Origin of the sequence: Acetobacter persici, from assembly GCF_018256955.1 — a bacterium.
GTDB lineage: Bacteria > Pseudomonadota > Alphaproteobacteria > Acetobacterales > Acetobacteraceae > Acetobacter > Acetobacter persici.
Genome location: NZ_JAERKU010000003.1, coordinates 244,065 through 267,577, shown reverse-complemented (window position 1 = coordinate 267,577; position 23,513 = coordinate 244,065). Strand labels below are relative to the sequence as shown.

Below are 23,513 nucleotides of genomic sequence, written 5' to 3'. Positions count from 1 at the left end.
AAGAAGGGAAGGCTGTTTACAGTCTTCCCCCGGACCGGTTGCAGGGATCGGTTTTAAACGTTCAAGACAGGTAAGGATGACCATGGCCCGTCGCCGCCAGCTTTACGAAGGTAAAGCCAAAATCCTTTTTGAAGGTCCGGAACCCGGCACTCTTGTGCAGTATTTCAAGGATGACGCCACGGCTGGCAACGGTGCGAAAAGCGGCGTCATTACCGGGAAGGGTGTGCTGAACAACCGCATCAGCGAGCATCTGATGCTGCTGCTGCAGGATATCGGCATTCCCACGCACTTCATCCGGCGCATCAACATGCGTGAGCAGCTCGTCAAGGAAGTCGAGATTATTCCGCTTGAAGTTGTTGTCCGCAACATTGCCGCGGGGAGCATTGCCAAGCGCTTTGGGATTGAGGAAGGCACACGCCTGCCGCGGACCATTGTGGAATTTTACTACAAAAACGACGCGCTGAATGACCCGCTGGTCTCTGAAGATCACATTATCGCTTTTGAATGGGCGTGCCCTCATGACCTTGAGGACATGACCTCCATGGCCATGCGGGTGAATGACTTCCTGTGCGGCCTGTTCAGCGGTATCGGCATTCAGCTTGTCGACTTCAAGCTCGAATTTGGCCGATCCTGGGAAGGCGATGACATGCGGATTGTGCTGGCGGATGAAATTTCGCCCGACAACTGCCGCCTGTGGGACAATCAGACCAACGAAAAACTTGATAAGGACCGTTTCCGCCGCGATCTGGGCAATGTCCGGGAAGCCTATCAGGAAGTTGCCCGCCGACTGGGCATTCTGCCCGAAGCAGGCAATGGCGGAGATATGAAGGGTCCGGAGACCATGCAGTGACTATGCCGACAGGAACGGGGGCTTCATCATGAAAGTACGTGTAACCGTCATGCTTAAGGAAGGTGTGCTTGACCCGCAGGGGAAAGCCATCGGCCACGCATTGCACACACTGGGCTTTCCGGGCGTGAATGACGTCCGGGTTGGCAAGATTATTGATCTGGATGTGGACGGCACAGATCGTGCCGCCGTCCAGAAACAGGCCGAAGACATGGCACGGGATCTTCTGGCCAATCTGGTCATTGAAGACTTCAGGGTAGAGGTGCTGGGATGAAGCGTCTCGCTCTGATCGCCCTTGGCGGCACGCTGCTGGCACCTGCTCTGGCGCACGCCCAGCGTATTTCCCCCATGCAGACGGGTAATTTTGCCCGCGTATGCAGCCGTCCGGCTGGCACCACGGTTTGTGATGCCTATATCACCGGTGTTGCAGATGCCGTTGCTCTTTCGAAAATCAATGACCGGAATGAAGGCGATGCTTCTGCTCCGGCCGGCTTCTGCGTCCCGACGTCAGAAAACGGCGCTGCCATGCGCGTCAAAGTTCTGGCATGGCTGAAGGCGCATTCTGAAGCGCTTTCCAAGCCTGTGGGCGAAAGCGTCTTCAAGGCTCTGCATGACTCTTACCCGTGTAACGGCGCAAAATGAAAGCAGCGATTGTTGTCTTTCCGGGCACCAACCGTGAGCGCGATATGGCTATCGCACTGCGGCGTGTTACCGGACAGGAACCCCGTATGGTCTGGCATCGCGATACCGACCTGACCGGGATTGACCTCGTTGTACTGCCGGGCGGCTTCAGCTACGGGGATTACCTGCGCTGCGGCGCCATGGCGGCTCATTCTCCCATCATGACGGCAATCCGCAGCTTTGCGCAAAAAGGCGGCCATATTCTGGGCGTCTGCAACGGCTTTCAGATCCTGACCGAAGCTGGCCTGCTGCCCGGTGCGCTACTCCGCAACGCCAATCTGCGCTTCCTGTCTCAGGACTGCCATCTGCGGGTGGAACGTGCCGACACGCCCTTTACCCACAAGTGGCAGAAAGGGGATGTGTTCCGCACACCTCTGGCCCATGGGGATGGCAATTACACGGCAGATCAGAGCACGCTGGACCGGCTGGAAGGCGAAGGCCTTATTGCTTTCCGCTATGCCACCGCCAAAGGACAGGTGCAGGCCGATGATGATGCCAGCAACCCCAATGGCAGCGTAAACAGCATTGCGGGTATCCTGAGCGAAAATAACCGTATCTGCGGCATGATGCCTCACCCGGAAGATCTTGTTGACCCGCTGATGGGCGGCGTGGACGGTCTGCCGCTGTTTGAAGGTCTTGTGGAGGCTCTTGTCCGGTGAAAAAGACCGTTGATGACTCTCTGGCCCGGGAATTCGGGCTGACGTCTGAAGAATATGCACGTGTTGTGACCATCATGGGCCGCACACCCAGCCTGACGGAGCTTGGTGTGTTCTCGGTCATGTGGTCCGAGCACTGTTCTTACAAATCCTCCCGCAAATGGCTGCGCACACTGCCCACCACAGCCCCCTGGGTTATTCATGGACCGGGTGAAAATGCCGGTGTTGTGGATATCGGGCAGGGTTATGCTGCCATCTTCAAGATGGAAAGCCACAACCATCCGTCCTTTATCGAACCGTATCAGGGTGCCGCCACAGGTGTGGGAGGTATTCTGCGTGACGTGTTTACCATGGGTGCGCGCCCCATTGCCAACCTGAACGCTCTGCGTTTTGGCAACCCGGAAACGCCCCGCACGCGCCAGATTATTGATGGTGTCGTGCGTGGGATTGGCGGCTACGGTAACTGCGTCGGCGTGCCGACGGTTGGCGGGGAAATCAATTTCCATCCGGCGTATGACGGTAACCCGCTGGTTAACGCCATGACGGTTGGCCTCGCCCGGAAAGACCGGATTTTCCTTTCTGCCGCAGCAGGTGTCGGGAACCCGGTTGTGTATGTTGGCTCCCGCACAGGGCGTGATGGCATTCATGGTGCCACCATGTCTTCCGCCGAGTTCGACGAAAATGCTCTGGCGAAGCGTCCGACCGTGCAGGTTGGCGATCCGTTCATTGAGAAGCTGCTGATTGAAGCCTGTCTGGAACTGATGGCAACAGACGCCATCGTCGCCATTCAGGACATGGGGGCCGCCGGCCTGACCTCTTCCGCCGTGGAAATGGCAGGGAAGGGCGGGGTCGGGATCGAACTGGATCTGGACGCCGTGCCGCAGCGTGAGCCGAACATGACGGCTTATGAAATGATGCTGTCCGAAAGCCAAGAGCGTATGCTCATGGTTCTCAAACCGGACCGCACGGAAGTCGCCCGTAAGATTTTCGAGAAATGGGAACTGGACTTCGCCATTATCGGGCATCTGACGGAAACCGGCCATATTGTGGTGAAGCACAAAGGACAGGTGGAAGCCGATATTCCGCTGGACCCGCTGGCGGATCAGGCTCCGATTTACGATCGTCCGGCCGCAAAACCCGTTGTGCCGGAACCGCTTGGCCCGGTGCATGCGCCAGTTTCTCTGGATGCAGCCCTCCTCAAGATGGTTGGCTCGCCAGATCTCGCCTCGCGCGCGTGGGTGTGGAACCAGTATGACAGCACGGTTGGCGGTCAGACGGTCCGCCGTCCGGGTGCGGCTGACGCCGCGATTGTCAAAATTGAAGACACATCACTGGCGCTGGCCATTACAACAGACTGCACGCCGCGCTATTGCCATGCCGACCCGAAAACCGGCGGCGCACAGGCTGTCGCGGAAGCATGGCGTAACCTGACGGCAACAGGCGCCCGCCCGCTGGCCGTGACGGACAACCTCAATTTCGGCAACCCGGAAAAGCCGGAAATTATGGGGCAGTTTGTCGCGGCGATTGAAGGCATGGGCGACGCCTGCCGCGCACTGGACTTCCCGGTCGTGAGCGGCAACGTCTCTCTGTATAACGAGACGCGCCAGCCGGACGGTTCTGCTCTGGCCATTCTGCCCACCCCGGCCATTGGGGCACTGGGTGTACTGGACGATGTGCAGAAAGCCGTCGGTCTGGGCATGGCTGAAAACAAAGCCGTTGTTCTGATCGGGGAGACCCGGGGAGAACTGGGCCAGTCCATCTGGCTGCGTGAAATTCTGGGCCGAGAAGATGGCGCGCCCCCGCCGGTTGATCTGGCCGCTGAAAAGCGGAACGGCGATTTCGTGCGGCAGGAAATTCTCAGCGGCACGGTATCCGCATGTCATGATCTGTCTGACGGCGGCCTGCTGGTTGCTGCGGCGGAAATGGTCATGGCCACGGGTATTGGCTGTGAACTGGAAAGCCCGGACAGCGGCATCCGGCCTGAAGCGTTCTGGTTTGGGGAAGATCAGGCCCGCTATCTGGTTTGTGTGGAAAATGCCTCTGAATTCTGCGCCCGCGCAGAGCAGGCCGGCGTTCCCGCGCGTCTGATCGGCCAGTCTGGCGGAAATGATTTGATTTTACCCAGTGGCGTCACAATATCTGCTGCACGGCTTGTTGCTGCACATGAGGCCTTTTTTCCGGCCCTGATGGCCCGTTGAGTCACTGAAAGGGATCTGTAAGCCATGGCGATGTCCGCCACTGAACTTGAGACGTATCTTCGTCAGGCTTTCCCCGATGCACAGATCAGAATTGATGATCTGGCCGGGGACGGTGACCATTATTCCTGTTCTATCGTGAGTGAGGCTTTCAAAGGCCTCAACCGCGTCAGGCAGCATCAGCTTGTCTATCAGGCCCTGCAGGGTCACATGGGTGGCAAGCTCCATGCTCTTGCACTGCAAACGTCTGCGCCCTGAACGGCGTATTTTTCCGCTTTTTTAGCAAGGATTCAGGTTCATGTCTGAAACTGTCAAACAGCAGATCCAGAACGAAATTGAGACAACCCCCGTCATTCTGTTCATGAAAGGCGATGCCGACTTCCCCCAGTGCGGCTTTTCCGCGCGCGTGGTGCAGATTCTCGAGCATCTGGGTGTTCCGTTCAAGTCCGTGAATGTTCTGGCCGATGCCAGCATCCGTCAGGGCATTAAAGACTTCTCAAACTGGCCGACCATTCCGCAGCTTTACATTAAGGGTGAGTTCATCGGCGGATGTGACATCGTGACTGAAATGTACCAGTCCGGGGAACTGCAGACGCTGCTGAAAGAAAAAAATATCCCTCTTAAGGCTGCTTCCTGATTTTTTAAGTTGTCAGGCAATCAGAGGGCTGTGTAGTCTGGCAACAGACAAACAGAGGTGGGATTTTTTTGATGATGCGTTTTCCGTTTATGCGCTGTGCCTTCGCTTTTGTTGGTTTGAGCGCTGGCGTTTCTGCCGTTAACTCCTCAGCGCACGCGGAACGCGTCATTTCTGATCTGGAAGCCAGTAAGCTGACCTTTGCGTCTCTTACGGCAGTGCCTGCACCTGTGGTGCATGTTCATCGTGCCAGCCATGTTATCCATGTCGCAAGCCATCAGTCTCATGGCGCTGCGTCTCACAGCATGGTGCATCTGGTTTCCTACCATCCTGCCAGACATGCTGCGTCCCATGCAGCGACCCGTCGCCATCGCACCTGATGCGCTTCGGCCTCTAACGTCTTTTAAAAAGCGCGGTCTGCTTCTGGCACCGCGCTTTTTCTACATCTGGCGTATAATATCCCTTACCCAGTACAGCGCGTTCTGCTCATCCACAGCAATCAGGTCAAACCGCAACTCTTCGTAAGACCAGTGCGAATACATCGCCAGCAAGCATTCCGCTGCCCTATAAAGACGCCTTTGCTGTGCAATCGTCAGAGATTCTGCGGCTCCGCGTAACGTTTTGCGCTTTTTTACTTCCACAAAACAAATCAAACTGCCTTTGCGCATGACAATATCAATCTCGCCACGGCGTGTGCGGGCTCTTTTTAATAGAATAGACCAGCCTTCTTTTATACAAGCGGAACAGACGGCCTCTTCCGCGCTCAGCCCGTCCTGATAAGCCTGTGCGCCACGTATCTGCCGCGCAAGCCTTTGTCTTGTCGGTTCCGGTCCGATAGCATCAGATCTGCCTGTCACCGTTTGGTTCCTCTCTGGATGCATTGTGCCCCATGACGTTTGATATTCTGCCGCATTTTTCTCTGGTGACAGTCACGATCATTCGTTTTGTGCTGGTGACAAGTGTTGCGTTGCATATCCTGCTAACAAAAAGAAACACCTCCTCGGCCATAGGCTGGATCGGCATTTGTGTTCTCATGCCCGCTCTGGGAACGGTGCTCTACATCATGTTTGGAATCAATCGTGTACGCCGTCTGGCCAAAAAGCTGGTCAGCGGTCGTTCCTCTCATAAATTTGACGACTCTCACAGTTCATCATGGAACAGGGAACTGAACGGGCAGTTTGCTCCCCTCGCCACGATGGTTGGTAAACTGACCAGCCGCCCGCTTGTAGGGGGCAACAAAATCGTTCTCCTGCATGATGGAGATGGTGCTTATCCACTCATGCTGAACGCAATTGAAAATGCAGACCATAGCATTCTGCTGTGTTCCTACATTTTCCGGAATGACCGGATTGGCGGCGTCTTTATCGAAAAACTGATTGCTGCCCGGCAGCGCGGTGTTGAAGTGCGTGTTCTGGTCGATGGGATTGGAAGCGGTTATTTTCTGTCGCCCGTCTACCGCCGGTTAAGGCGGGCAGGGGTGCCCTGCGCGCGGTTTATGCATTCCATGCTGCCCTGGCGGATGCCGTTTCTGAACCTGCGCGACCATCGAAAAATTCTGGTGATTGATGGCCGGACTGGCTTTATGGGCGGCCTGAACATTGCGGATGAAAATCTCGTATCCCAAAAGCCACCCAAACCGGTTTCGGATACCCACTTTCAGCTTGAAGGGCCGGTCGTCAGACAACTGGCAGAAGCCATTGCCTGGGACTGGTATTTTGTAACGCAGGAAGTTCTTGCCGGAGACATTTACTTCAAGGAACACACCAGCACCGGGGAATCTGTCGCCCGTATTGTCACGGCCGGTCCCGATACAGACCTTGAAAAAATTGAATATACCATGCTGCAGGCCATTACGCTGGCCCGACGGCAGGTCCGGCTTATGACGCCGTACTTCCTGCCGGGGTCGCGCGTCATGTCGGAACTGGCTCTCGCGGCTCTGCGGGGAGTGCAGGTGGATGTTGTTATTCCCCTTCAGAGCAATCACCCACCGCTTGACTGGGCCTGCGCTGCCAATATCTCCCCTTTGCTGGATGCCGGAGTGCGCGTCTGGCGCGTCAACCCGCCTTTTAATCATTCCAAATTGTTAGTGGTTGACCGGGCATGGTCTTTTGTTGGCAGTTCCAATCTCGATATCCGCAGCCTGCGTCTGAACTTCGAGATCAATATGGAAACCTACGATGTGCTGATGGCAGAAATGCTGGATGATTTCATCTGCCACCATCGCAACCGCCGTCTGACGCATCATGATCTGGATAAACGCAATAAACTGATCCAGATCCGGGATGCGGCAGCCCGTCTGTTCATGCCGTATCTATGAGGCAACAGACGCCAGAACCTTGATATCAGGCCGTAACTGAACCGCGATCGGCCGATGGTCTGAAGCAAAAACTGGCAGAACGCGGGCATTCAGGCAGGTCATACCTTCTACAAGGCACCGGTCGATACGGATAGGAAGGAGATCGGCCATACGATGCGTCGGCGCTTTTGGCCCTACGTCACTAAAGCCCGGCACCATCGTCGGCCCGACAAGATTAAAGTCCCCCAGAATAGCGCAGGGTGCGGGAAGCAGCGACGCAATACGCCGAAGCTGCCGCCGGTTCAGCACCTGCCCGTGTGAGAGATGCACATTGGCGAGTGAGAAGGGACCATAATCAATAATCTGGGCATGACGCTTCACAACTGCGCCGGAAGGAATGGTGCAGGCGCGGGGTGTGCGTGCAAAGGGTGTCCGGCTCCAGCATGCAGGCCCGTGAATACGGCCGGGCAGGGGAGCCCGGGCGTAGTATCCGCCCAGGATGTCTGGCAAAACGTCAATTTCAGCCGTGGCTTCCTGCATAAGCAGAATATCCGGGTTTTCGGCTTCTATCAGCGCCACAACATCATGGACTGTCGCCCCGGTTCTGCGCAGCAGGTTCCAGCTTATAATTCTGGTGCTGTCCTGTTCTCCGGCACTCAGGGGCCGGATCTGCTTTTTGCGGCGATGCGCATCCATGAGACGGAGAAAATGACGCCTCATGAAGGCAGTCTCCTTTGATCATCTGAGGAATGTGACGATGGTTGCTGTGCGGCAAATTCAACAGTTAACGTGAAACCCACCGCAAGCAGGATTGGACCCAGAAAAATTCCCAGACCGCCAAAAGCCATAACGCCCCCAATCACGCCCAGTACGGTCAGCAGGTAAGGCAGCTTGCTCCCCCGCGCAATGAAAAGCGGGCGAATAATGTGGTCCGCACCAGAAATCAGCAGGATACCATACAGTAGCAGCAGAACCCCTTTGCCGACGTGATGGTCCGCCATCAGCCACAGGGATGCGGGTACCCAGACCAGTGGCGCGCCAATCGGCAACACTGCCAGAAAGGCTGCGAGCACACCAAACATGACCGGCTCTGAAAGCCCCGTCAGCCAGAACCCGACGCCGGTCAGAATACCCTGAATAATTGCTGTCCCCAGAATGCCGTAGACTGTCCCGCGCACGGTCCCGCCAATAATATGGAGGTGCCGCCCGGCATGTGGCCCCGCAATGCGGGTGATGACGGCCTTGAGCGTATCGCCCAGAGAAGAACCACTCAGCCAGAAAAAGAACGCAATAAAAAGCGCCATCACCAGATGCAGGGCCCCGTTGGCAACCTGCATGAAAAGCACCAGAAGAGACTGGATAATATCACCCGCGTAGGGCCGCAGACTGGCCCCCAGATGATCAAAATCATGGCTCCAGTGCTGCCACTGGCTGGCAAAATCCTGCCCCACCATGGGCAGGGACGTGAGCCAGACGGGAGGAGGGGGAATCTGGTGAGAAAAGCTGAAAAGAGCATTGAGGCGGGAGGCCCAGCGCGGACTGGCGGCTATGGTCGTAGACGCCAGAAAAGCAAGCGGAATAACAAAACCAACAGCACACAGAAACGTCATGACCAGACTTGCGGCCAGAGCGCTCATCCGGCGTCTGAGATGCTGGAAGACGGGCCATGTCGCGTATGTCAGCACGCCGGCCCATAAAATGGCGGAGGAAAACGGAGCGAGGACGATGACGCATCCGTAGGCTATCCCCCCAAGGAGCAGAGCCAGCATGATCCGTTCTGTAGTCAGTGTCAGCCCATCCATCATGACTGCAGTAAACCACGGATTTGGGGCTTTGTCTGGTCTGTTAAAGCCTTTTCAGCCTTACGGCAGAAACATACCGGGGGCTGGTATCTGGGATTGTCAGGCCGTAGCATTGACGGGATTTTACAATATGTTAATTAACGCATTATTAACGATACTATTCGATAAAGAATTTTGTTTATAACACACTGATTCATAAGGTGAGATCATGACTGCCGTCACAATGCATCTTGGTGAGATTGGTCAGCAGTTAAGAGCTTTTCGCCTTGAATCGGGGATGCGGGCTGACGAAATTGCGGCACGTCTTGGGGTCTCCCGCGCAGCACTTTATCGCTATGAAAAAGGCGAAGTGATTAAACTGGACACCGTCCAGAGGCTTGCTGAACTTCTGAATATTTCTCCTCTGACCCTGCTTGGGGTTGGATTCGAATATTATAGTTCTCCAAACAATTTTTTCCAAAAAATTACACAAATTGAAGGCGATATCGAGCAGATCCTTCAGGTCTCAGACCCTGTGTGCTATCAGGTTACATCGCCTGCATATGATGCCATCCTGCTGGAAGCACATGCCAGCCATTCTGAAAAAGAAGTCCGTTCTGCCTCGGCCCAACCGGTCATTCTGGCGCAGTCAAAACGACGTGCGCTGTATAGCCAGCGCAAGCCCTCCATTACCTCTATGCTTCCCGAAAATCAGGTTATAAATTTTCTGACACATGGGGTTGGTGCGGGGATCCCTATGTCCGAAACATTACGGCATAAAGCGCGGCAGGTTGCTGTACAGGAAATACGGAATATTATTACCTTAATTGATTCCGTCCCAATGGGGCTTCAATTTAGCGTCATTCCTAAACATATCACGACGACATCCTGCATCTTCATGCGCCGGAGCGAACTGGCGGCAGTCGCCATTAACCCGTTTCTGTGTGATTGCGCCGTAGAAAATTCTGCAGGCGTTGCCATGATTACGTCATCTCCCGAAGCCGTTGCAACGCACCAGACCATGCTTGAAGCAGTCTGGCAGGCGTCTCTCAAAGGGCAGGACGCCATTGAGTGCCTGAAAAGTCTGGTCGCCCATCACGGAGCCGTCTGAAAACGCCGCTTTTTAAAAGTCTGGCTCATACCTTTTCGGGCAGACTTGCTTTACCGTCCCACAAGACCTTGTTGTTCCGGGATTGAAAGCCATGCCTCCTCTTATCTCTGCCCAGACTCTTGCCGCCGGGCTGGAAAAGCGCACGTTTTGCATTCTGGATGCAACGGCGCTTCTCCCCGGAGAAACCAGCAACCCTGATGAAGCTTTTCTGAAAGCGCACATTCCGGGCAGTCTGCGGTTTGATATCGACCTTTTTTCTGACCCGGAAAGCACACAGCCTCACACTGTCCCTTCTGCGGCCCGCTTTGCGCGATTATTCGGTGCGCTAGGCATCAGCCACGCAACGCCTGTCGTTTTTTATGATCACGGCAACACGGCTTCTGCATGCCGGGGATGGTGGCTGGCCAGACTGTTCGGCCATGAACAGATTTTTGTGCTGGATGGTGGTTTGCCCGCCTGGCAACGTGACCATCACCCCACAGCGACAGGGCCCGCGCACCACCCAACAGCCCAGCCTTACACAGCCCGGCCCCATTTTTCTCGTGTGAAGGGACTGGGGGATATGCTGGACATTGTTTCCGGCAGCGTTCAACCCATTCTGGATGCCCGATCCGCCGCACGATTTTACGGAGAGGTGCCGGAGCCTCGCCCCGGTCTTGCCTCTGGCCATATGCCGGGCGCTTTCAACCTGCCTTATAAAACGCTGCTCACAGAGAACGGACATTTTCTCCCTGCAGAGCGCATCCGGGACATTTTTCTGGAGCTAGGCTTGCCGCAAACAACGCCTGCCGTGACAACCTGCGGGTCCGGTATGACCGCCTCTGTTCTGAACGTCGGCCTTGCTCTGGCTGGTTTTGACGAAGGAGCACTCTATGACGGATCATGGGCAGAATGGGGCGCAACGCCAGACGCACCTGTGACGAAAGGATGCTGAAGAATGACTTCTGAAACCACCGTAACCCAAGGATGGGACAAGCTTTCCTCCACGCTCACCCGGCTGGCCAGACCCGAAATTCTGCCCGAAGGTTCGCCCGTTAATATGCCTATGACGCGCGGCTCCACAGTCCTGTTTCCCACATTGAAAGACATGCAGAAGCAGGGCCAGAAGCGCTTTGACCATGAGTATATCTACGGCGCTATGGGCACCCCGGTTCAGCATGAACTGGAAAAAGCGATCGCGGTGATTGAAGGCGGCACGGACTGTCAGGTGGTCTCTTCAGGCCTCGCGGCCTGTACCACGCCCCTCCTTGCGTTTCTGAACGCCGGGGAGCATTGCCTGCTGCCAGATTCCGTCTACAGCCCGACCCGTCGCTTTGCGGAAAATGTGCTCAAACGCTTCAGCGTGGAAATATCCTATTATCCACCCCGCGCCTCAGCGGAGGAACTTGGCAGCCTGATGCAGCCCAATACGCGTGTCCTGTTTGCGGAAAGCCCCGGCAGTCATACGTTTGAAGTGCAGGATATCCCCATGCTGGCCCGGATCGCGCATGCGCATGATGCCAGACTGATGCTGGACAATACGTGGGGCTTTGGGATTTTTGCGCCGTTTGCGCACGGCGTCGATATTTCCATTCAGGCGCTCACCAAATACCCCTCCGGTCATTCCGATGTAATCGCGGGTGCTGTCACCGTGGCGACAACAGAAGACTGGCACCTGTTGCGGGACACGGCCATTCAACTGGGCCAGCTTGCCGGACCGGATGATTGCTGGCTGACCCTGCGTGGCCTGCATACTATGGGTGTGCGCCTGTCCCATCAGGCGCGCTCCGCTTTGCAAATTGCGCAATGGCTGAAAAACCGGCCCGAAGTGGCCCGTATTCTGCATCCGGCCTTCCCGGACTGTCCCGGTCATGAAATCTGGAAACGGGATTTTACGGGAGCAGGCAGCCTGTTCGGCTTTGTGTTGAAAAACACGTTCAGCCAGAAGGCTATGGAAGCCATGATTGACTCACTCAGGATGTTTGGCATCGGCGCATCATGGGGTGGGTATGAAAGTCTTGTGCTGCCGACCAGCAAAAGCATTACCCGTAACTTTCCCTCGGTTGAGACCGAAGGGCCTGCACTGCGGCTGCAAATTGGGCTGGAAGCGCCAGAAGATCTCATCGCGGATCTGGAGCAGGGGCTGAGTATTCTGAAAGCTCAGAACTGAGGCGCTCTAATCCTGCCCGGAGCGGAGACGAAAGGTCGCAGCTTCGGCAATATGGGGAGACTGGATCTCAGTCTCCTCGGCCAGATCGGCAATAGTGCGGGCAACACGCAGCATGCGGGTATAGCCTCGTGCTGAAAAACGGAACCGTGTCGCCACTTTTTGCGCCAGTGTCTGAGCGGCGTCCGTGACTGGCATCTGCTCAAGAGTTGCCTGTGCGTTTTTCACGCCGTCCTGCCGGGCATATTGCCGTTGCCGGGCAATTGCCACCCGTTGCGCGACCGGGGCACTGGACTCTCCTGACGGACCAGACAGATAATCCAGCGGCACAAATGGCTGCATGGCGACATGGATATCAATCCGGTCCAGCAACGGGCCGGACAGCCGTGCCATATAATCTTCCCCACACCGTGGGGCTTTGCGGCACTCCTTGCTGGCATCCCCCAGATAGCCGCAACGGCATGGGTTCATCGCGGCAATCAACTGGAAACGGGCAGGGTACGTCACATGCAGGGCAGCCCGGGCAATACTGACCCTGCCAGTTTCCAGAGGCTGGCGCAGTGCCTCCAGTGCGGAGCGGGAAAACTCCGGCAGTTCATCCAGAAACAGAACCCCGTGGTCTGCCAGACTAATTTCACCGGGGCGTGCTTTGTTTCCGCCCCCCACAAGGGCCGGCAGCGTGGCAGAATGATGCGGGTCTCTGAACGGTGGCCGCCTGACGGGGCGGCCGTCTTTTAGCAGCCCGGCAGCGCTGTAAATGCGTGACACATCCAGACTTTCCCGCTGCGTAAGATCCGGCAACAGGCTGGGCAGACGCGCCGCCAGCATGGATTTCCCGGCTCCCGGCGGCCCTGAAAGCAGAATGGAATGGCCGCCTGCCGCCGCAATTTCCAGCGCCCTGCGCCCTGTTTCCATCCCCTTAATCTCGGAAAGGTCCGGTAACGGCTGGTCTGCTGGGACCGGCTCCATCTCCGAAAACACGGGCGGAGTGAGTGTCTGAAGACCTGTGAAATGATTGATCAGCGCCAGAAGTGTTGGCGCGCCCAGAATGGCAATATCGCCCCCGCACAGAGCTTCCTGCGCCTGCATGGCCGGGCAGATCAGCCCCAGAGAGAGCGCGGAGGCTTCAATCGACGCCGAAAGCACACCCGCTACCGGATTCAGCCGGCCATCCAGAGATAACTCACCCAGCGCCGCAAAACGTGCCACCTCTTCATACGGCAGCACTTCCATGGCACAGAGCAGAGCCAGAGCGATAGGAAGATCGAAATGCGATCCCTCTTTGGGGATATCCGCTGGTACAAGATTGATAACAATCCGCTTGGCGGGAAGCGCCATCCCCATAGACGTCAGGGACGCACGCACGCGCTCCCGTGCTTCGGCCACTGCTTTGTCTGGCAGGCCGACAACCAGAAATGCCGGGAGGCCGGATGAAATCTGGACTTCAACCCAGACTGGCCGCGCCTCTATCCCGGCAAAAGCAAAACTCCGGATGCGGGAATTAATCATTCCCACCCCCGATGGTCATAAAAATCAGTGCCCCTGATAAATCAGGCGCGCACGAATGGTGCCTTCAAGATCACGCAGAGCATGCAGAATGGTATCGTCTGTGTCCTTGTTTCCGCCCGTATCTGCTTCCACAACCACATACCCGATTTCACCATCCGTCTGGAGAAACTGTGCGGTGACGTTGCAGGTCTGCTTCAGAAAAATCTCGTTCAGGCGCATCATCATGCCCGGCACGTTGTGGTGAACGTGCATGAAGCGTGTGCCGCGCGGGCTCTGCGGGAGCTGCACGCCGGGAAAATTCACCGCCCCGAAGGTTGAGCCCACATCGGAATACTCAACCAGCTTGCGCGCCACTTCCACACCAATACGTTCCTGCGCTTCCGCAGTAGAACCACCGATATGCGGGGTCAGGATCACGTTATCCAGTTCCATCAGCGGCGTTGCCAGCCGATCATTCGGGCCTTTGGGCTCCTTGGGGAACACGTCCACTGCCGCCCCCAGAAGGTGCTTATCTTTCAGGGCTTCAGCCAGAGCCTCCAGATCAACCACATTGCCGCGTGCGTTATTGATCAGGAAGGAGCCTTTTTTCATGGCCCGGATCTGTTCTGCGCCCATCAGATTAGCGGTGCTGGCCAGTTGCGGCACATGCAGGCTGACAACGTCACTCTGGCTCAGCAGATCTTCCAGCGTATCCACCGGGGTTGCGTTACCGTGGCCGAGTTTATCGACAACATCATAATAGATCACGCGCATCCCAAAGGCTTCCGCCAGAACGGAAAGCTGTGAGCCAATGGAACCGTACCCCACAATTCCCAGCGTCTTGCCGCGCACTTCCCAGCTATTAGCAGCAGATTTGTTCCACAGCCCCTGATGGCAGCCAATGGAGCCGGGGAAAATACGGCGCATGAGCATCACAATCTCGCCCATGACCAGTTCCGCCACGGAACGCGTGTTGCTGTAGGGGGCATTGAACACCGGGATACCGTTCATCCGGGCGGCTTCCAGATCAACCTGATTGGTGCCGATGCAGAAGCAGCCGATGGCAATCAGGCGGTCTGCACCTTCAAGAACCTCTTTTGTAAGCTGCGTGCGGGAGCGGATCCCCACAACATGCACGCCTTCCAGAGCTTTTTTGAGGGCATCGCCTTCCAGCGCTCCCTTGTGGCGCACCACGTTCTCGTAGCCACTGGCTTTCAGCAGCGCGACAGCACTGTCGTGAACGCCTTCAAGCAGGAGAATGCGGATCTTATCCTTGGGGAGGGACAGTTGCGTGCTCATGAGGAATGACCATACCTGTTGTGCCGAAGCGCAGGCCTATCGCAAAATGCGGTAAATTCATAGGTCTGACGCAGTGAATCGTTAAAATCAGTGTGCCTGTCAGTCATGCCCGGCAAGCGTACGCACGGCTTCGGCATGGAGTGCTGCATCGCCAGCAGCCAGCACCGTCCGGTCTCCATCCAGCCTCAGCGGGCTGCCGTCCCACGCTGTAATTTTGCCACCAGCACCTTCAATAACCGGCACCAGAGCCGCCCAGTCCCACGGGTTCATATCGCATTCTGCAATCAGATCGACCTGACCAAGCGCCAGCAACCCATAGGCATAGCAGTCCCCGCCCCATGTCATACGTCTGGCACGGGCTTTCAGGGTTTTCCACCGCTCATGCGGAGCACTCTCCAGCATTTCAGGCGATGTGCAGGAGAGTTCCGCATCTGCCAGACGTGGGCACGAGCGCGTGACAGGTGACCCACCAAGAGGCGAGATAAAACGGGTAGGCTGTCCGGCCACACCAATCCAGCGTTCCTGCAGAACAGGCTGGTCAATCACGCCCAGCACAGGCTGGCCGTCCCGCAACAACGCAATCAGCGTGCCAAACAGGGGGCGTCCTGTCACAAAGGCGCGTGTGCCATCTACCGGGTCCAGCAACCACCGATACCGGGCTGCGTCATTCGCAAGCCCGAATTCTTCCCCAAATACGCCATGGTCTGGCAGGCGTTCAGCCAGAATAGCGCGCATGACGCGCTCAGCCGTCCGATCCGCAATCGTAACTGGGCTTTCATCCGCCTTGTCTGACACACTGATGCCACGCCGGAACCACGGCCGCACTACGCAGCGGGCTGCCTCAGCCATCATGGTGGCCACATCCAGAAACGGTGTCAGATCATCATCACTCATGGCGTTACCTTTGGCTGAGGAGCAGGAGCGGGGGCGTCAGCATCCCCCAGTGTGTGCAGATACGCGATAATATCCGCCCGCTGGGCCGGGTCCTGCAAACCAACCAGAGACATCCGGGTGCCGGGCGCAAAGCGGGAAGGGGAGGTCAGCCAGTCTGACAGCGCCTGATCTGACCAGACATGCCCATGCTGCCCTTTAAGGGACTGAGAATACGAATAGCCTGAGAGCCCGGCAATCTGCCGCCCGGCAACCCCCGCCAGATTAGGCCCCACACCGTCAGAGGCTCCGTCATTCACCGCATGGCAACTGGTGCAGACCTGATGCACAAGAGCATCCCCTCTCTCTACATCCGCATGCGCCATGAAGGGGGCGATCGGTTTATTCTCCAGACCAGGAAGAGAAAATGCAGGTTTTGCGGGAGCGGTGTGCGGCACAAAGGCTGTACCCGCGGCATAACAGACCCAGACGCCAACCCCGGAAAGCAGAAAGGCCACCCCGAGCCGATTAAGAAACTTGCTGTCCATACGAGAAGCCGGGTCCTCCGGTTGCGTTTGGCTCACGCCTTTCCTACACTGCGCGCCGCTTCCTGATAACAAAGGGCACCGTGCCGGTTTCGGCAGCGTTTTCACACTGTTTCCAAGGCTATATTCCGTGCCGTATTCCAGAGCAAGCTGATGATTTCCCCGCTTGTCATCATTCCCGCCCGGCTTGCCTCCACACGCCTGCCCGGCAAACCGCTGGCCGATATCGCGGGGCGCGCCATGATTCTGCGCGTGCTGGATGCGGCAATTGCTGCGGATGTGGGGCCTGTTGCGGTTGCTGCGGCGGATCAGGAAATTTGTGATGTCGTCACAGAGGCCGGTGGCCGTGCGGTGCTAACAGACCCGGACCTTCCGTCTGGTTCCGACAGAGTCTGGCAGGCAGCACAAACTCTGGACCCTGACGGCGTCCATGACGTGATTATCAACATGCAGGGTGATCTGCCTACCTTTGCACCGGATGATCTACGTGCCGTGATGCGGATTATGCCTGACACGACCTATGATATTGGCACGCTGGTCGCGCCTGTCCTGTCTGACGAGGAAAAAGACGCCTCTTCCGTCGTGAAAGTTGCCTGCCATTTTGAAACTGACACCCTCTGCGCGCCGGCTCTGTATTTTTCCCGATCTGCGATTCCCTGGGGTGAGGGAGCATTATGGCATCATGTCGGTGTCTACGGCTGGCGACGGGGCGCGCTGAAACAATTTGTCTCCCTGCCGGAATCCGGCCTTGAACGACGCGAAAAACTGGAACAGCTTCGCGCTCTGGAAGCCGGAATGCGCATTGGCTGCACCCGTATTGAGACCGCCCCCTTCGGCGTGGATACCCCGGCGGATCTGGACCGGGCCCGGCAGTATTTTAAGGCATGACACCCGCAATGACTGACAAGATCATCGCCTTTCAGGGCTCTCTGGGAGCTTATTCCGACCTCGCGTGCCGCACCGTCAAACCCGGCTGGCGCACACTGCCCTGCAAAACCTTTGCCGGAGCTATAGAGGCCGTCCATACGGGCCGCGCAGACCTCGCCATGCTGGCGTGTGAAAACAGTCTGGCGGGGCGTGTGCCGGACATTCATACGCTATTGCCAGCGTCCGGCCTGCACATTGTCGGGGAGCATTTCCAGCGGATTGAGCATTGCCTGCTGGGTGTCCCCGGAGCAACGCTTGCAGACATAAAGCGGGTCCACACGCACCCCGTGGCCATGGGGCAGATCTGCAACCTGCTGCGTGATCGCGGTCTGACACCTGTAACGGAGTTTGACACCGCAGGCGCTGCGGAACTGGTCGCGCTGTGGGGGAAAAAAGAAGAAGCCGCCGTCGCGTCCGAACTGGCAGCGGAGCTCAACGGGCTGGAAGTTCTGCTGAAAAATGTGGAAGATGCGAAACACAATACAACGCGCTTCTACATTGCATCCCGCACGGCAGAGCGGCCACCCTGCGGTACCCCGCATGTGATGACGACGCTGATTTTCAACGTCAAAAACATTCCCGGAGCACTTTATAAAGTGCTGGGAGGCTTTGCGACCAACGGCCTGAACATGACCCGGCTGGAAAGCTACATGACAGGCGGAAGTTTTGCTGCAACCCGCTTTCTGATGGACGTAGAAGGCCATCCGGAAGAAGACCGGCTTGGCAAAGCGTTGTCAGAACTTGAATTTTTTGCCGAGAACGCCGAAATTCTGGGCGTATACACGCAGTCGCCGTTCCGGCGGCATATGACCAGCACATCCTCTGAAGACCAGACTTCAGGGATTGCAGACGCCATTTCGGGATAGACGACAGCTCATGTCAGACACACGCTTTACAGGCTCCATCACCGCTCTGATTACCCCCATGAACCGGGATGGCAGTCTGGACTTCACATCTTTTGAACATCTGGTGAACTGGCAGATTGAAGAAGGAACGTCCGCCCTCTGCGCCATGGGGACAACGGGGGAAAGCCCGACCCTGTCACATCAGGAACATCACGAGGTTATTGAACGCGCCATCAAGGTCTCTGCTGGCCGCGCACCCGTGATCGCAGGCGCGGGCTCCAACAGCACAGCAGAAGCTGTTGATCTGGCCCGCCACGCTGAAAAAGCCGGAGCCTCCGCGGTTCTTGTCGTGACACCCTATTACAACAAGCCAACGCAGGAAGGCCTTTACTGGCACTTTATGGCGGTTGCAGATGCCATTTCCATTCCGGTCGTGCTCTATAATATTCCGGGCCGGTCGGTTGTTGAAATCAGCGTAGAAACGACCGCACGTCTGGCTCGCCACGCCAATATTATTGGCGTGAAAGATGCCACAGCAAATCTCCTGCGTCCGCTCCAAGTGCGTCGGGCCGTCAGCAAGCCATTCAATCAGTTGTCTGGTGAAGATGGTACGGCGGTCGCATTCCTCGCTGCAGGTGGAGATGGCTGCATCAGCGTCACCTCCAACATCGCCCCCGCGCTGTGCGCGCGTGTGCAGGCTGACTGGCAGGCAGGCCGTGTGGCTGACGCCATTGCCGTGCAGGACAAACTCCTGCCGCTGCATGATGCACTGTTTTGTGAAAGCAATCCGGCACCTGTCAAATACGCCGCAAGCCTTCTGGGCCTAGCCGGGGAAACATGCCGCCTTCCGCTCGCGCCCCTTACGGAGTCTTCACGCCAGCTTGTTAAGGCCGCGCTGGTTGATGCCGGACTGCTGAACTAAATCATGGCGAAGAAACCCGCAAAGGCGACCATGATTTCTCATGGTATTGCCGCACAAAACCGCAAGGCACGCTTTAACTACACGATTACGGAAACCGTTGAGGCGGGGATTGTCCTGAAAGGGGCTGAAGTTAAAAGCCTGCGTCTGGGAAGGGCGACAATCGCGGAAGCCTTCGCCGCAGAGCGCGACGGAGAGCTTTGGCTGCTCAACAGCTATATCCCTGAATATCAGGGGGGCGTTCTGTCCCGTTTTGATACACGCGCCCCGCGTAAACTCCTGCTCCACAAGAAGCAAATTGAGAAATTTCTTGGCGCGGTGGCGCGGGAAGGGGCGACTCTGGTGCCTCTCGATATTCATTTCAACGCCCGTGGCTGCGCAAAAGTCACACTTGGGTTGGGTGAGGGCAAAAAGAGCGTTGATAAACGTCATGCCATAGCCGACCGTGACTGGCAGCGCGACAAGGCGAGGCTGCTTCGTAACAAAGGCCGCGGAGACTACTAACCCCCAGCCTTTCTCAGCCCGCCGTGTTCCGATTATTTTAGGATTTGCCAAGCAAGATTGCAGGCATAAAAAAACCCCGCACAAGGCGGGGTTTTTCTGTTTTATACGGTGAGTATAAAACTTAGTCTGCGTCGATTGCAGCGGCTTCCGGACCTTTCTGGCCCTGAACAACGCGCACATTCGTCACCTGACCTTCGTTGAGGCTGGCAAGACCAGACCGCTCAAGAGCAGAAGCGTGAACAAAGATGTCTTTGCCGCCGCCATCAGGCGTGATGAAGCCAAAACCTTTGGTCGCGTTGTACCATTTTACGGTACCACGGACTTCTTCGGCAGAGGACAGATCCGGAGCCGGACGGGGGGCGCGGCCACCAAAGCCACCAGCAGCGCGCGGTGCGCCACCAAAACCACCAGAGCGCGGACGTTCCGGCTGAGCCGTGCTTTCATCAACGGAAATGACTTCAGCAACCTGACGGCCCTTCGGACCCTGACCAATGCGCACGGACAGGGTAGCACCGGGGCTTACGCCATCCTGGCCAGCCTGAGACAGGGCATTGGCATGCAGGAAGACATCGCCAGAACCATCGGACAGTTCAACAAAGCCGAAGCCTTTTTCGCTGTTGAACCATTTGACAGTCGCTCCGATTTCCGGACCGGAAGCGATAACCTGCGGGCCACCACCTCCTGCGGGTCTGCGCGGAGCATATCCGCCACGGTCACCACCGCCGCCGCCAAAAGCGGGACGTTCGCCATAGGAAGGCGTTGACATAAAATCATCGTCAAATCCGCCGCGGCGCGGAGAACGAGAGCTGCGGTCGGTCCTGTTACTTCTCAACGGTCTTGATCCTGGAGCATGGAGAAGGCATTTGCTTCTCCAGATATTGAAAAACGGGTAAGGTGGTCTACAACCACACCCAGTGATGACTTACCATACCGGCATTGTCGTCGCTATAGAAAAGCATGGAACTGACCCGGGTTTCATCTCTTTTCCGGACTATAACATTTTTGTGACACCCAGACCGGAAATACGGACCTCACCCCTTCTCCCGCAGGGCGGATGGCCGGAAATCAGGGTTTCTTGTTGCCGCGCAATCAATTAAAGAAAATAAAACTGACTCTGCATTGGCAGAACGAGAGGAAAGCTATGTCCGCCGTCATGAAATTACCCCACGTGAGGTATATTGCTGCCGCAACCCTTATGCTGGCTGGCACTGCTCTGGCCCCTCGCTCCGTTGCGCATGCAACGCCTTTGCAGGACAAGCAGGGCACATGGACTCTGCAAGGTGAGAACGATGCCGTTTCGACTCTGAAAGGCACATCTGACCAGTACTATACCAGCGGCCTGCGGCTGAACTGGACCTCTGGCACCGATACGCTTCCCACCCCCATAGCCGCCATTAACAAGGCCATCTGGGGCAATGGGGTGCAGCGCATCAGCATGGGTCTCCAGCAGATGATTTTCACCCCGCGTGACACCCAGTCTTCCAGCCCGTGGGGGGCTGGCCAGCAGCAGTCAAGCCTGCTGCGTGACCGGCCTTACTCCAGCCTTCTGCTGGGCACCATCAACCTGATTAATGATACAGACACCACCCGGAGCGTGTTTGGTATTCAGGCAGGTGTGATGGGGCCTGCGGGCCTTGGTCGCCAGCTTCAGAACGGCTTCCATGGTGCGATCGGGGATACCAAAAATCAGGGCTGGCAGCACCAGTTGCAGAATCAGCCTATTTTTCAGGTGCAGGGTGGGCGGACATGGCGTCTGCCGATTGTGGATCTTGGCCCCATTCAGTTTGATACGCTGCCCTCAGCCGCAGCCGCCATTGGCGACTACCAGATTTACGGCAAAATCAGCGATATGATCCGCTTCGGGCAGGGGCTGGACAGTGACTTTGGCACACCCACCATTCAGGCTGCGGGTACGGACGGAACGGACGCCTATAAAGCAACCCGACCAGTCGCCTGGTACTTTTTTGGCGGCGTGACGGGTGAGGCCGTGGCGTATGATGCCTCTCTTGAAGGCAACACCATGCGCAGCAACTCCTTGCATGTGAACAAGAAGTGGGACGTGGGTGAAATTCACGCAGGTCTTGCTGTGATGTTCTACGGCCTTCGCGTCTCTTACAGCCAGGTCTGGCAGACTCAGCAGTTTGACGGTGCCAAATCAGGACTGTTCAATTACGGGTCACTCATGGTTTCAGCCAAGTTCTGATCCGGACGACACAAAAATAGGCATATGCCCAATAAATAGGCGTTAACTTTCCGTAATTGTTCTTTTTTTGTGGTTTTTGCGCAACTTTATGAAGTTTCTGCCTCATTCTGAGGCGCAGAACCACGTTTTGTCTTGGCGTTAAGGAAATCGCCATTTTACATTTGACCTCAGAAAGACCTCTGGTGTTCGATGGAAATGGAACTTCTGATGCCGCGTAAGAATGATGCCCCGTCTGTCAGCAATGTCGTCCCGTTCCAGATGGAAATTCTGTCTGGCCACCGGGAATATCTCTCCCGCTGGCTGCATGCAGGACAGCCCATGGGCGTCTGTGATGCTGACATTTTTTCCGTTGAGCAGCGGCAGGCAGGGGTCTCTTCGGGCTACGTTCTGATCTGGGTCCGGGAAACACCGGACCCGGCCTACAAAGTCTATTCCCGCGGCAATAGCTGGGTTGTGATGGACGCTATCCGGGAAAATGTTCTGGGCCAGTTCCGCTCCTTTGCAGACGCGCTGCACATGGTGCGTCCGGTCCTGCCGCGCCCCGAGAAAATAGTCGCTGCATAAGATGCATTGTGGCGTTACCGCGCCGCACTTTCTCTTCAGACACGGTCTTCTTCTGCAACACTCTGATGCGCGGCGTCAGAGTGTTTTTTATTGGCGTTTTTCCGGTTCTGCCCGTCCGTGAGAAAGACGCCGCGTGCCACAAGAAGAGCAGTAAAGCGATTTCAGGGATTGCACATCTGCGCTTCTCCTGCTGCAAGGTCTCAATAAGACCTGTAAGCCTGACGTTAAGGATGATGATATGACGACGATAACTCTCGCCCACCCGGACTCAACAGTGCATGAGGCGACAGCGGCGGCTATCATCCGGGTTCTTGAAGCCAATGACGTAGAGCCGGAGATTGTCATTGGGCCGAAATCGGCTCTGGCCGACATGCTTAAAAACGGTGAGATTGATCTCTATGTTTCCGCATGGTTGCCTGATGATGATTCCGATCTGCTCGCCCCCGGCGTCACCCCCCTCGGCAAGCTGTTTCAGCCCAGCGCATGCTGCTGCATTTCACGCGAGGATGGCCCAGTTGTCTCCCTGACAGACGTCGCACAGGCAGGTCAGGAACTGTCCCGGACCATCATCACCCCGGCGTCACTCCGCAAGCATGTTGAACAGATGCTCACGGATTACGCACTGGCAGACGCAGGCTTTACCCTTAAGGTCTTGCCGGATGAAGAAGCTCTTGCGTCCATAACGGCAGCCCTGAACAGCAAAGACTGCATCCTCATGCCGCTTGTTCAGCCTTGCTTCCTGTTCCATCAGGGAGGCTTTCGTATTCTGTCTGACCCCAAGGGCAGCATGGGCAAGGAGCAGGAAGCCAGTATGCTGATGCGCCCCGGCCTGACAGACGACATGGATCAGGACTTACAGGACGAACTGGATGAACTGATGCTGAGCACCAAGGTGATCAGCGCCATGGATTTTGCCATGCGCACAGAAGGTCTGACTGCGGATGAAGCCGCAGAATCCTGGCAGCGGGGCAAACTGCTGCCTCGCTAAAGGAGACACTGCGC

28 protein-coding genes are annotated in these 23,513 nt (G+C 56.7%); 20 read left to right on the top strand and 8 right to left on the bottom strand.

What is annotated here, in order from left to right:
- The first annotated feature begins 82 nt into the window (after positions 1-82).
- The 8 genes from purC to JK199_RS05645 all read left to right on the top strand — a co-directional run bounded on the left by purC (position 83) and on the right by JK199_RS05645 (position 5,393).
- A complete protein-coding gene (gene purC, locus JK199_RS05680) occupies positions 83-850 on the top strand; it encodes a phosphoribosylaminoimidazolesuccinocarboxamide synthase (RefSeq protein WP_025825081.1) in 768 nt (255 codons plus the stop codon).
- A gap of 28 nt (positions 851-878) precedes the next feature.
- Entirely contained in the window at positions 879-1,121 is a 243-nt protein-coding gene (gene purS / locus JK199_RS05675) for a phosphoribosylformylglycinamidine synthase subunit PurS (protein ID WP_086655209.1), read from the top strand.
- Positions 1,118-1,489 (top strand): Rap1a/Tai family immunity protein, encoded by a 372-nt coding sequence (locus tag JK199_RS05670; RefSeq protein ID WP_077929945.1) that lies wholly within the window; start codon positions 1,118-1,120, stop codon positions 1,487-1,489. Before purS ends, JK199_RS05670 begins: the two co-directional genes overlap by 4 nt.
- On the top strand, positions 1,486-2,187 hold the full coding sequence (gene purQ, locus JK199_RS05665) for a phosphoribosylformylglycinamidine synthase subunit PurQ (protein ID WP_212374413.1): 702 nt from the start codon (positions 1,486-1,488) through the stop codon (positions 2,185-2,187). The genes JK199_RS05670 and purQ overlap by 4 nt, the downstream gene beginning before the upstream one ends.
- Complete coding sequence (purL, locus tag JK199_RS05660) at positions 2,184-4,382, top strand: phosphoribosylformylglycinamidine synthase subunit PurL (RefSeq protein WP_212353417.1); 2,199 nt, start codon at positions 2,184-2,186, stop codon at positions 4,380-4,382. The genes purQ and purL overlap by 4 nt, the downstream gene beginning before the upstream one ends.
- 24 nt (positions 4,383-4,406) lie before the next feature.
- On the top strand, positions 4,407-4,637 hold the full coding sequence (locus tag JK199_RS05655; protein WP_077929948.1) for a BolA/IbaG family iron-sulfur metabolism protein: 231 nt from the start codon (positions 4,407-4,409) through the stop codon (positions 4,635-4,637).
- A gap of 40 nt (positions 4,638-4,677) precedes the next feature.
- On the top strand, positions 4,678-5,016 hold the full coding sequence (grxD, locus tag JK199_RS05650) for a Grx4 family monothiol glutaredoxin (RefSeq protein ID WP_025825091.1): 339 nt from the start codon (positions 4,678-4,680) through the stop codon (positions 5,014-5,016).
- Between the two features lie 71 nt (positions 5,017-5,087).
- A complete protein-coding gene (locus JK199_RS05645) occupies positions 5,088-5,393 on the top strand; it encodes a hypothetical protein (RefSeq protein WP_212353424.1) in 306 nt (101 codons plus the stop codon).
- A 60-nt stretch (positions 5,394-5,453) separates the two neighbouring features.
- Here JK199_RS05645 and JK199_RS05640 read toward each other — a convergent pair whose 3' ends face one another.
- A complete protein-coding gene (locus JK199_RS05640; RefSeq protein ID WP_212374411.1) occupies positions 5,454-5,870 on the bottom strand; it encodes a YraN family protein in 417 nt (138 codons plus the stop codon).
- A gap of 32 nt (positions 5,871-5,902) precedes the next feature.
- On the opposite strand from JK199_RS05640, the gene cls reads away from it, so the two are divergent.
- Positions 5,903-7,330, top strand: coding sequence for a cardiolipin synthase (cls, locus tag JK199_RS05635; protein WP_212374409.1), 1,428 nt, complete (start codon positions 5,903-5,905; stop codon positions 7,328-7,330).
- On the opposite strand, the gene JK199_RS05630 is transcribed toward cls, so the two are convergent.
- Both JK199_RS05630 and JK199_RS05625 read right to left on the bottom strand, forming a co-directional pair.
- Complete coding sequence (locus JK199_RS05630; RefSeq protein ID WP_077929951.1) at positions 7,325-8,029, bottom strand: endonuclease/exonuclease/phosphatase family protein; 705 nt, start codon at positions 8,027-8,029, stop codon at positions 7,325-7,327. The two genes, cls and JK199_RS05630, sit on opposite strands and share 6 nt — an antisense overlap.
- A complete protein-coding gene (locus JK199_RS05625) occupies positions 8,026-9,114 on the bottom strand; it encodes an AI-2E family transporter (RefSeq protein ID WP_086655214.1) in 1,089 nt (362 codons plus the stop codon). The genes JK199_RS05630 and JK199_RS05625 overlap by 4 nt, the downstream gene beginning before the upstream one ends.
- Between JK199_RS05625 and JK199_RS05620 the strand changes: the two genes are divergently transcribed.
- The 4 genes from JK199_RS05620 to metC all read left to right on the top strand — a co-directional run bounded on the left by JK199_RS05620 (position 9,077) and on the right by metC (position 12,350).
- Positions 9,077-9,295, top strand: a complete 219-nt coding sequence (locus JK199_RS05620; RefSeq protein WP_167552520.1) for a hypothetical protein — start codon at positions 9,077-9,079, stop codon at positions 9,293-9,295. The two genes, JK199_RS05625 and JK199_RS05620, sit on opposite strands and share 38 nt — an antisense overlap.
- A gap of 24 nt (positions 9,296-9,319) precedes the next feature.
- On the top strand, positions 9,320-10,201 hold the full coding sequence (locus JK199_RS05615; protein WP_212374407.1) for a helix-turn-helix domain-containing protein: 882 nt from the start codon (positions 9,320-9,322) through the stop codon (positions 10,199-10,201).
- 91 nt (positions 10,202-10,292) lie between these two features.
- On the top strand, positions 10,293-11,135 hold the full coding sequence (locus JK199_RS05610) for a sulfurtransferase (protein ID WP_212374405.1): 843 nt from the start codon (positions 10,293-10,295) through the stop codon (positions 11,133-11,135).
- A gap of 3 nt (positions 11,136-11,138) precedes the next feature.
- Positions 11,139-12,350, top strand: a complete 1,212-nt coding sequence (metC, locus tag JK199_RS05605; RefSeq protein ID WP_212374403.1) for a cystathionine beta-lyase — start codon at positions 11,139-11,141, stop codon at positions 12,348-12,350.
- A gap of 6 nt (positions 12,351-12,356) precedes the next feature.
- Here metC and JK199_RS05600 read toward each other — a convergent pair whose 3' ends face one another.
- The 4 genes from JK199_RS05600 to JK199_RS05585 all read right to left on the bottom strand — a co-directional run bounded on the left by JK199_RS05600 (position 12,357) and on the right by JK199_RS05585 (position 16,552).
- The gene (locus tag JK199_RS05600) at positions 12,357-13,856 is read right to left on the bottom strand and encodes a YifB family Mg chelatase-like AAA ATPase (protein WP_212374401.1); all 1,500 of its coding nucleotides are present in this window, start codon (positions 13,854-13,856) and stop codon (positions 12,357-12,359) included.
- Between the two features lie 24 nt (positions 13,857-13,880).
- Positions 13,881-15,134 (bottom strand): phosphoglycerate dehydrogenase, encoded by a 1,254-nt coding sequence (gene serA / locus JK199_RS05595; protein ID WP_025825108.1) that lies wholly within the window; start codon positions 15,132-15,134, stop codon positions 13,881-13,883.
- 99 nt (positions 15,135-15,233) lie between these two features.
- Positions 15,234-16,028: a histidinol-phosphatase gene (gene hisN, locus JK199_RS05590; protein WP_212374399.1), complete on the bottom strand. Its 795-nt coding sequence runs from the start codon at positions 16,026-16,028 to the stop codon at positions 15,234-15,236.
- Positions 16,025-16,552 (bottom strand): c-type cytochrome, encoded by a 528-nt coding sequence (locus JK199_RS05585; protein ID WP_212374397.1) that lies wholly within the window; start codon positions 16,550-16,552, stop codon positions 16,025-16,027. The genes hisN and JK199_RS05585 overlap by 4 nt, the downstream gene beginning before the upstream one ends.
- A 150-nt stretch (positions 16,553-16,702) precedes the next feature.
- Between JK199_RS05585 and JK199_RS05580 the strand changes: the two genes are divergently transcribed.
- From JK199_RS05580 to smpB, 4 genes are read left to right on the top strand one after another with little or no spacing between them, the layout of a single operon-like run.
- Positions 16,703-17,437, top strand: a complete 735-nt coding sequence (locus JK199_RS05580) for a 3-deoxy-manno-octulosonate cytidylyltransferase (protein ID WP_212374394.1) — start codon at positions 16,703-16,705, stop codon at positions 17,435-17,437.
- 8 nt (positions 17,438-17,445) lie between these two features.
- Positions 17,446-18,342 (top strand): prephenate dehydratase, encoded by an 897-nt coding sequence (locus JK199_RS05575; protein ID WP_212374392.1) that lies wholly within the window; start codon positions 17,446-17,448, stop codon positions 18,340-18,342.
- Positions 18,343-18,352: 10 nt separating this feature from the next.
- Entirely contained in the window at positions 18,353-19,243 is an 891-nt protein-coding gene (dapA, locus tag JK199_RS05570) for a 4-hydroxy-tetrahydrodipicolinate synthase (protein WP_212374390.1), read from the top strand.
- 3 nt (positions 19,244-19,246) lie between these two features.
- A complete protein-coding gene (gene smpB / locus JK199_RS05565; RefSeq protein ID WP_212374388.1) occupies positions 19,247-19,744 on the top strand; it encodes an SsrA-binding protein SmpB in 498 nt (165 codons plus the stop codon).
- A 121-nt stretch (positions 19,745-19,865) separates the two neighbouring features.
- On the opposite strand, the gene JK199_RS15950 is transcribed toward smpB, so the two are convergent.
- The gene (locus JK199_RS15950; protein WP_212374385.1) at positions 19,866-20,576 is read right to left on the bottom strand and encodes a cold-shock protein; all 711 of its coding nucleotides are present in this window, start codon (positions 20,574-20,576) and stop codon (positions 19,866-19,868) included.
- 309 nt (positions 20,577-20,885) lie between these two features.
- Here JK199_RS15950 and JK199_RS05555 point away from each other — a divergent pair, with 309 nt between their 5' ends.
- The 3 genes from JK199_RS05555 (at position 20,886) to JK199_RS05545 (ending at position 23,499) form a co-directional block, all read left to right on the top strand.
- Positions 20,886-21,947 (top strand): lipid A deacylase LpxR family protein, encoded by a 1,062-nt coding sequence (locus JK199_RS05555; protein ID WP_025825122.1) that lies wholly within the window; start codon positions 20,886-20,888, stop codon positions 21,945-21,947.
- Between the two features lie 207 nt (positions 21,948-22,154).
- A complete protein-coding gene (locus JK199_RS05550) occupies positions 22,155-22,511 on the top strand; it encodes a hypothetical protein (RefSeq protein ID WP_025825125.1) in 357 nt (118 codons plus the stop codon).
- 238 nt (positions 22,512-22,749) lie between these two features.
- A complete protein-coding gene (locus tag JK199_RS05545) occupies positions 22,750-23,499 on the top strand; it encodes a glycine betaine ABC transporter substrate-binding protein (RefSeq protein WP_212374383.1) in 750 nt (249 codons plus the stop codon).
- The last annotated feature ends 14 nt before the right edge of the window (positions 23,500-23,513 follow it).

Excerpts from the sequence above, each read along its gene's own strand:
- purC (WP_025825081.1), top strand. The coding sequence starts at position 83 with ATGGCCCGTCGCCGCCAGCTTTACGAAGGTAAAGCCAAAATCCTTTTT.
- purS (WP_086655209.1), top strand. The coding sequence starts at position 879 with ATGAAAGTACGTGTAACCGTCATGCTTAAGGAAGGTGTGCTTGACCCG.
- JK199_RS05670 (WP_077929945.1), top strand. The coding sequence starts at position 1,118 with ATGAAGCGTCTCGCTCTGATCGCCCTTGGCGGCACGCTGCTGGCACCT.
- purQ (WP_212374413.1), top strand. The coding sequence starts at position 1,486 with ATGAAAGCAGCGATTGTTGTCTTTCCGGGCACCAACCGTGAGCGCGAT.
- JK199_RS05655 (WP_077929948.1), top strand. The coding sequence starts at position 4,407 with ATGGCGATGTCCGCCACTGAACTTGAGACGTATCTTCGTCAGGCTTTC.
- grxD (WP_025825091.1), top strand. The coding sequence starts at position 4,678 with ATGTCTGAAACTGTCAAACAGCAGATCCAGAACGAAATTGAGACAACC.
- JK199_RS05645 (WP_212353424.1), top strand. The coding sequence starts at position 5,088 with ATGATGCGTTTTCCGTTTATGCGCTGTGCCTTCGCTTTTGTTGGTTTG.
- cls (WP_212374409.1), top strand. The coding sequence starts at position 5,903 with ATGACGTTTGATATTCTGCCGCATTTTTCTCTGGTGACAGTCACGATC.
- JK199_RS05630 (WP_077929951.1), bottom strand. The coding sequence starts at position 8,029 with ATGAGGCGTCATTTTCTCCGTCTCATGGATGCGCATCGCCGCAAAAAG.
- JK199_RS05620 (WP_167552520.1), top strand. The coding sequence starts at position 9,077 with ATGATCCGTTCTGTAGTCAGTGTCAGCCCATCCATCATGACTGCAGTA.
- JK199_RS05625 (WP_086655214.1), bottom strand. The coding sequence starts at position 9,114 with ATGATGGATGGGCTGACACTGACTACAGAACGGATCATGCTGGCTCTG.
- JK199_RS05615 (WP_212374407.1), top strand. The coding sequence starts at position 9,320 with ATGACTGCCGTCACAATGCATCTTGGTGAGATTGGTCAGCAGTTAAGA.
- JK199_RS05610 (WP_212374405.1), top strand. The coding sequence starts at position 10,293 with ATGCCTCCTCTTATCTCTGCCCAGACTCTTGCCGCCGGGCTGGAAAAG.
- metC (WP_212374403.1), top strand. The coding sequence starts at position 11,139 with ATGACTTCTGAAACCACCGTAACCCAAGGATGGGACAAGCTTTCCTCC.
- JK199_RS05600 (WP_212374401.1), bottom strand. The coding sequence starts at position 13,856 with ATGATTAATTCCCGCATCCGGAGTTTTGCTTTTGCCGGGATAGAGGCG.
- serA (WP_025825108.1), bottom strand. The coding sequence starts at position 15,134 with ATGAGCACGCAACTGTCCCTCCCCAAGGATAAGATCCGCATTCTCCTG.
- hisN (WP_212374399.1), bottom strand. The coding sequence starts at position 16,028 with ATGAGTGATGATGATCTGACACCGTTTCTGGATGTGGCCACCATGATG.
- JK199_RS05585 (WP_212374397.1), bottom strand. The coding sequence starts at position 16,552 with ATGGACAGCAAGTTTCTTAATCGGCTCGGGGTGGCCTTTCTGCTTTCC.
- JK199_RS05580 (WP_212374394.1), top strand. The coding sequence starts at position 16,703 with ATGATTTCCCCGCTTGTCATCATTCCCGCCCGGCTTGCCTCCACACGC.
- JK199_RS05575 (WP_212374392.1), top strand. The coding sequence starts at position 17,446 with ATGACTGACAAGATCATCGCCTTTCAGGGCTCTCTGGGAGCTTATTCC.
- dapA (WP_212374390.1), top strand. The coding sequence starts at position 18,353 with ATGTCAGACACACGCTTTACAGGCTCCATCACCGCTCTGATTACCCCC.
- smpB (WP_212374388.1), top strand. The coding sequence starts at position 19,247 with ATGGCGAAGAAACCCGCAAAGGCGACCATGATTTCTCATGGTATTGCC.
- JK199_RS05555 (WP_025825122.1), top strand. The coding sequence starts at position 20,886 with ATGTCCGCCGTCATGAAATTACCCCACGTGAGGTATATTGCTGCCGCA.
- JK199_RS05550 (WP_025825125.1), top strand. The coding sequence starts at position 22,155 with ATGCCGCGTAAGAATGATGCCCCGTCTGTCAGCAATGTCGTCCCGTTC.
- JK199_RS05545 (WP_212374383.1), top strand. The coding sequence starts at position 22,750 with ATGACGACGATAACTCTCGCCCACCCGGACTCAACAGTGCATGAGGCG.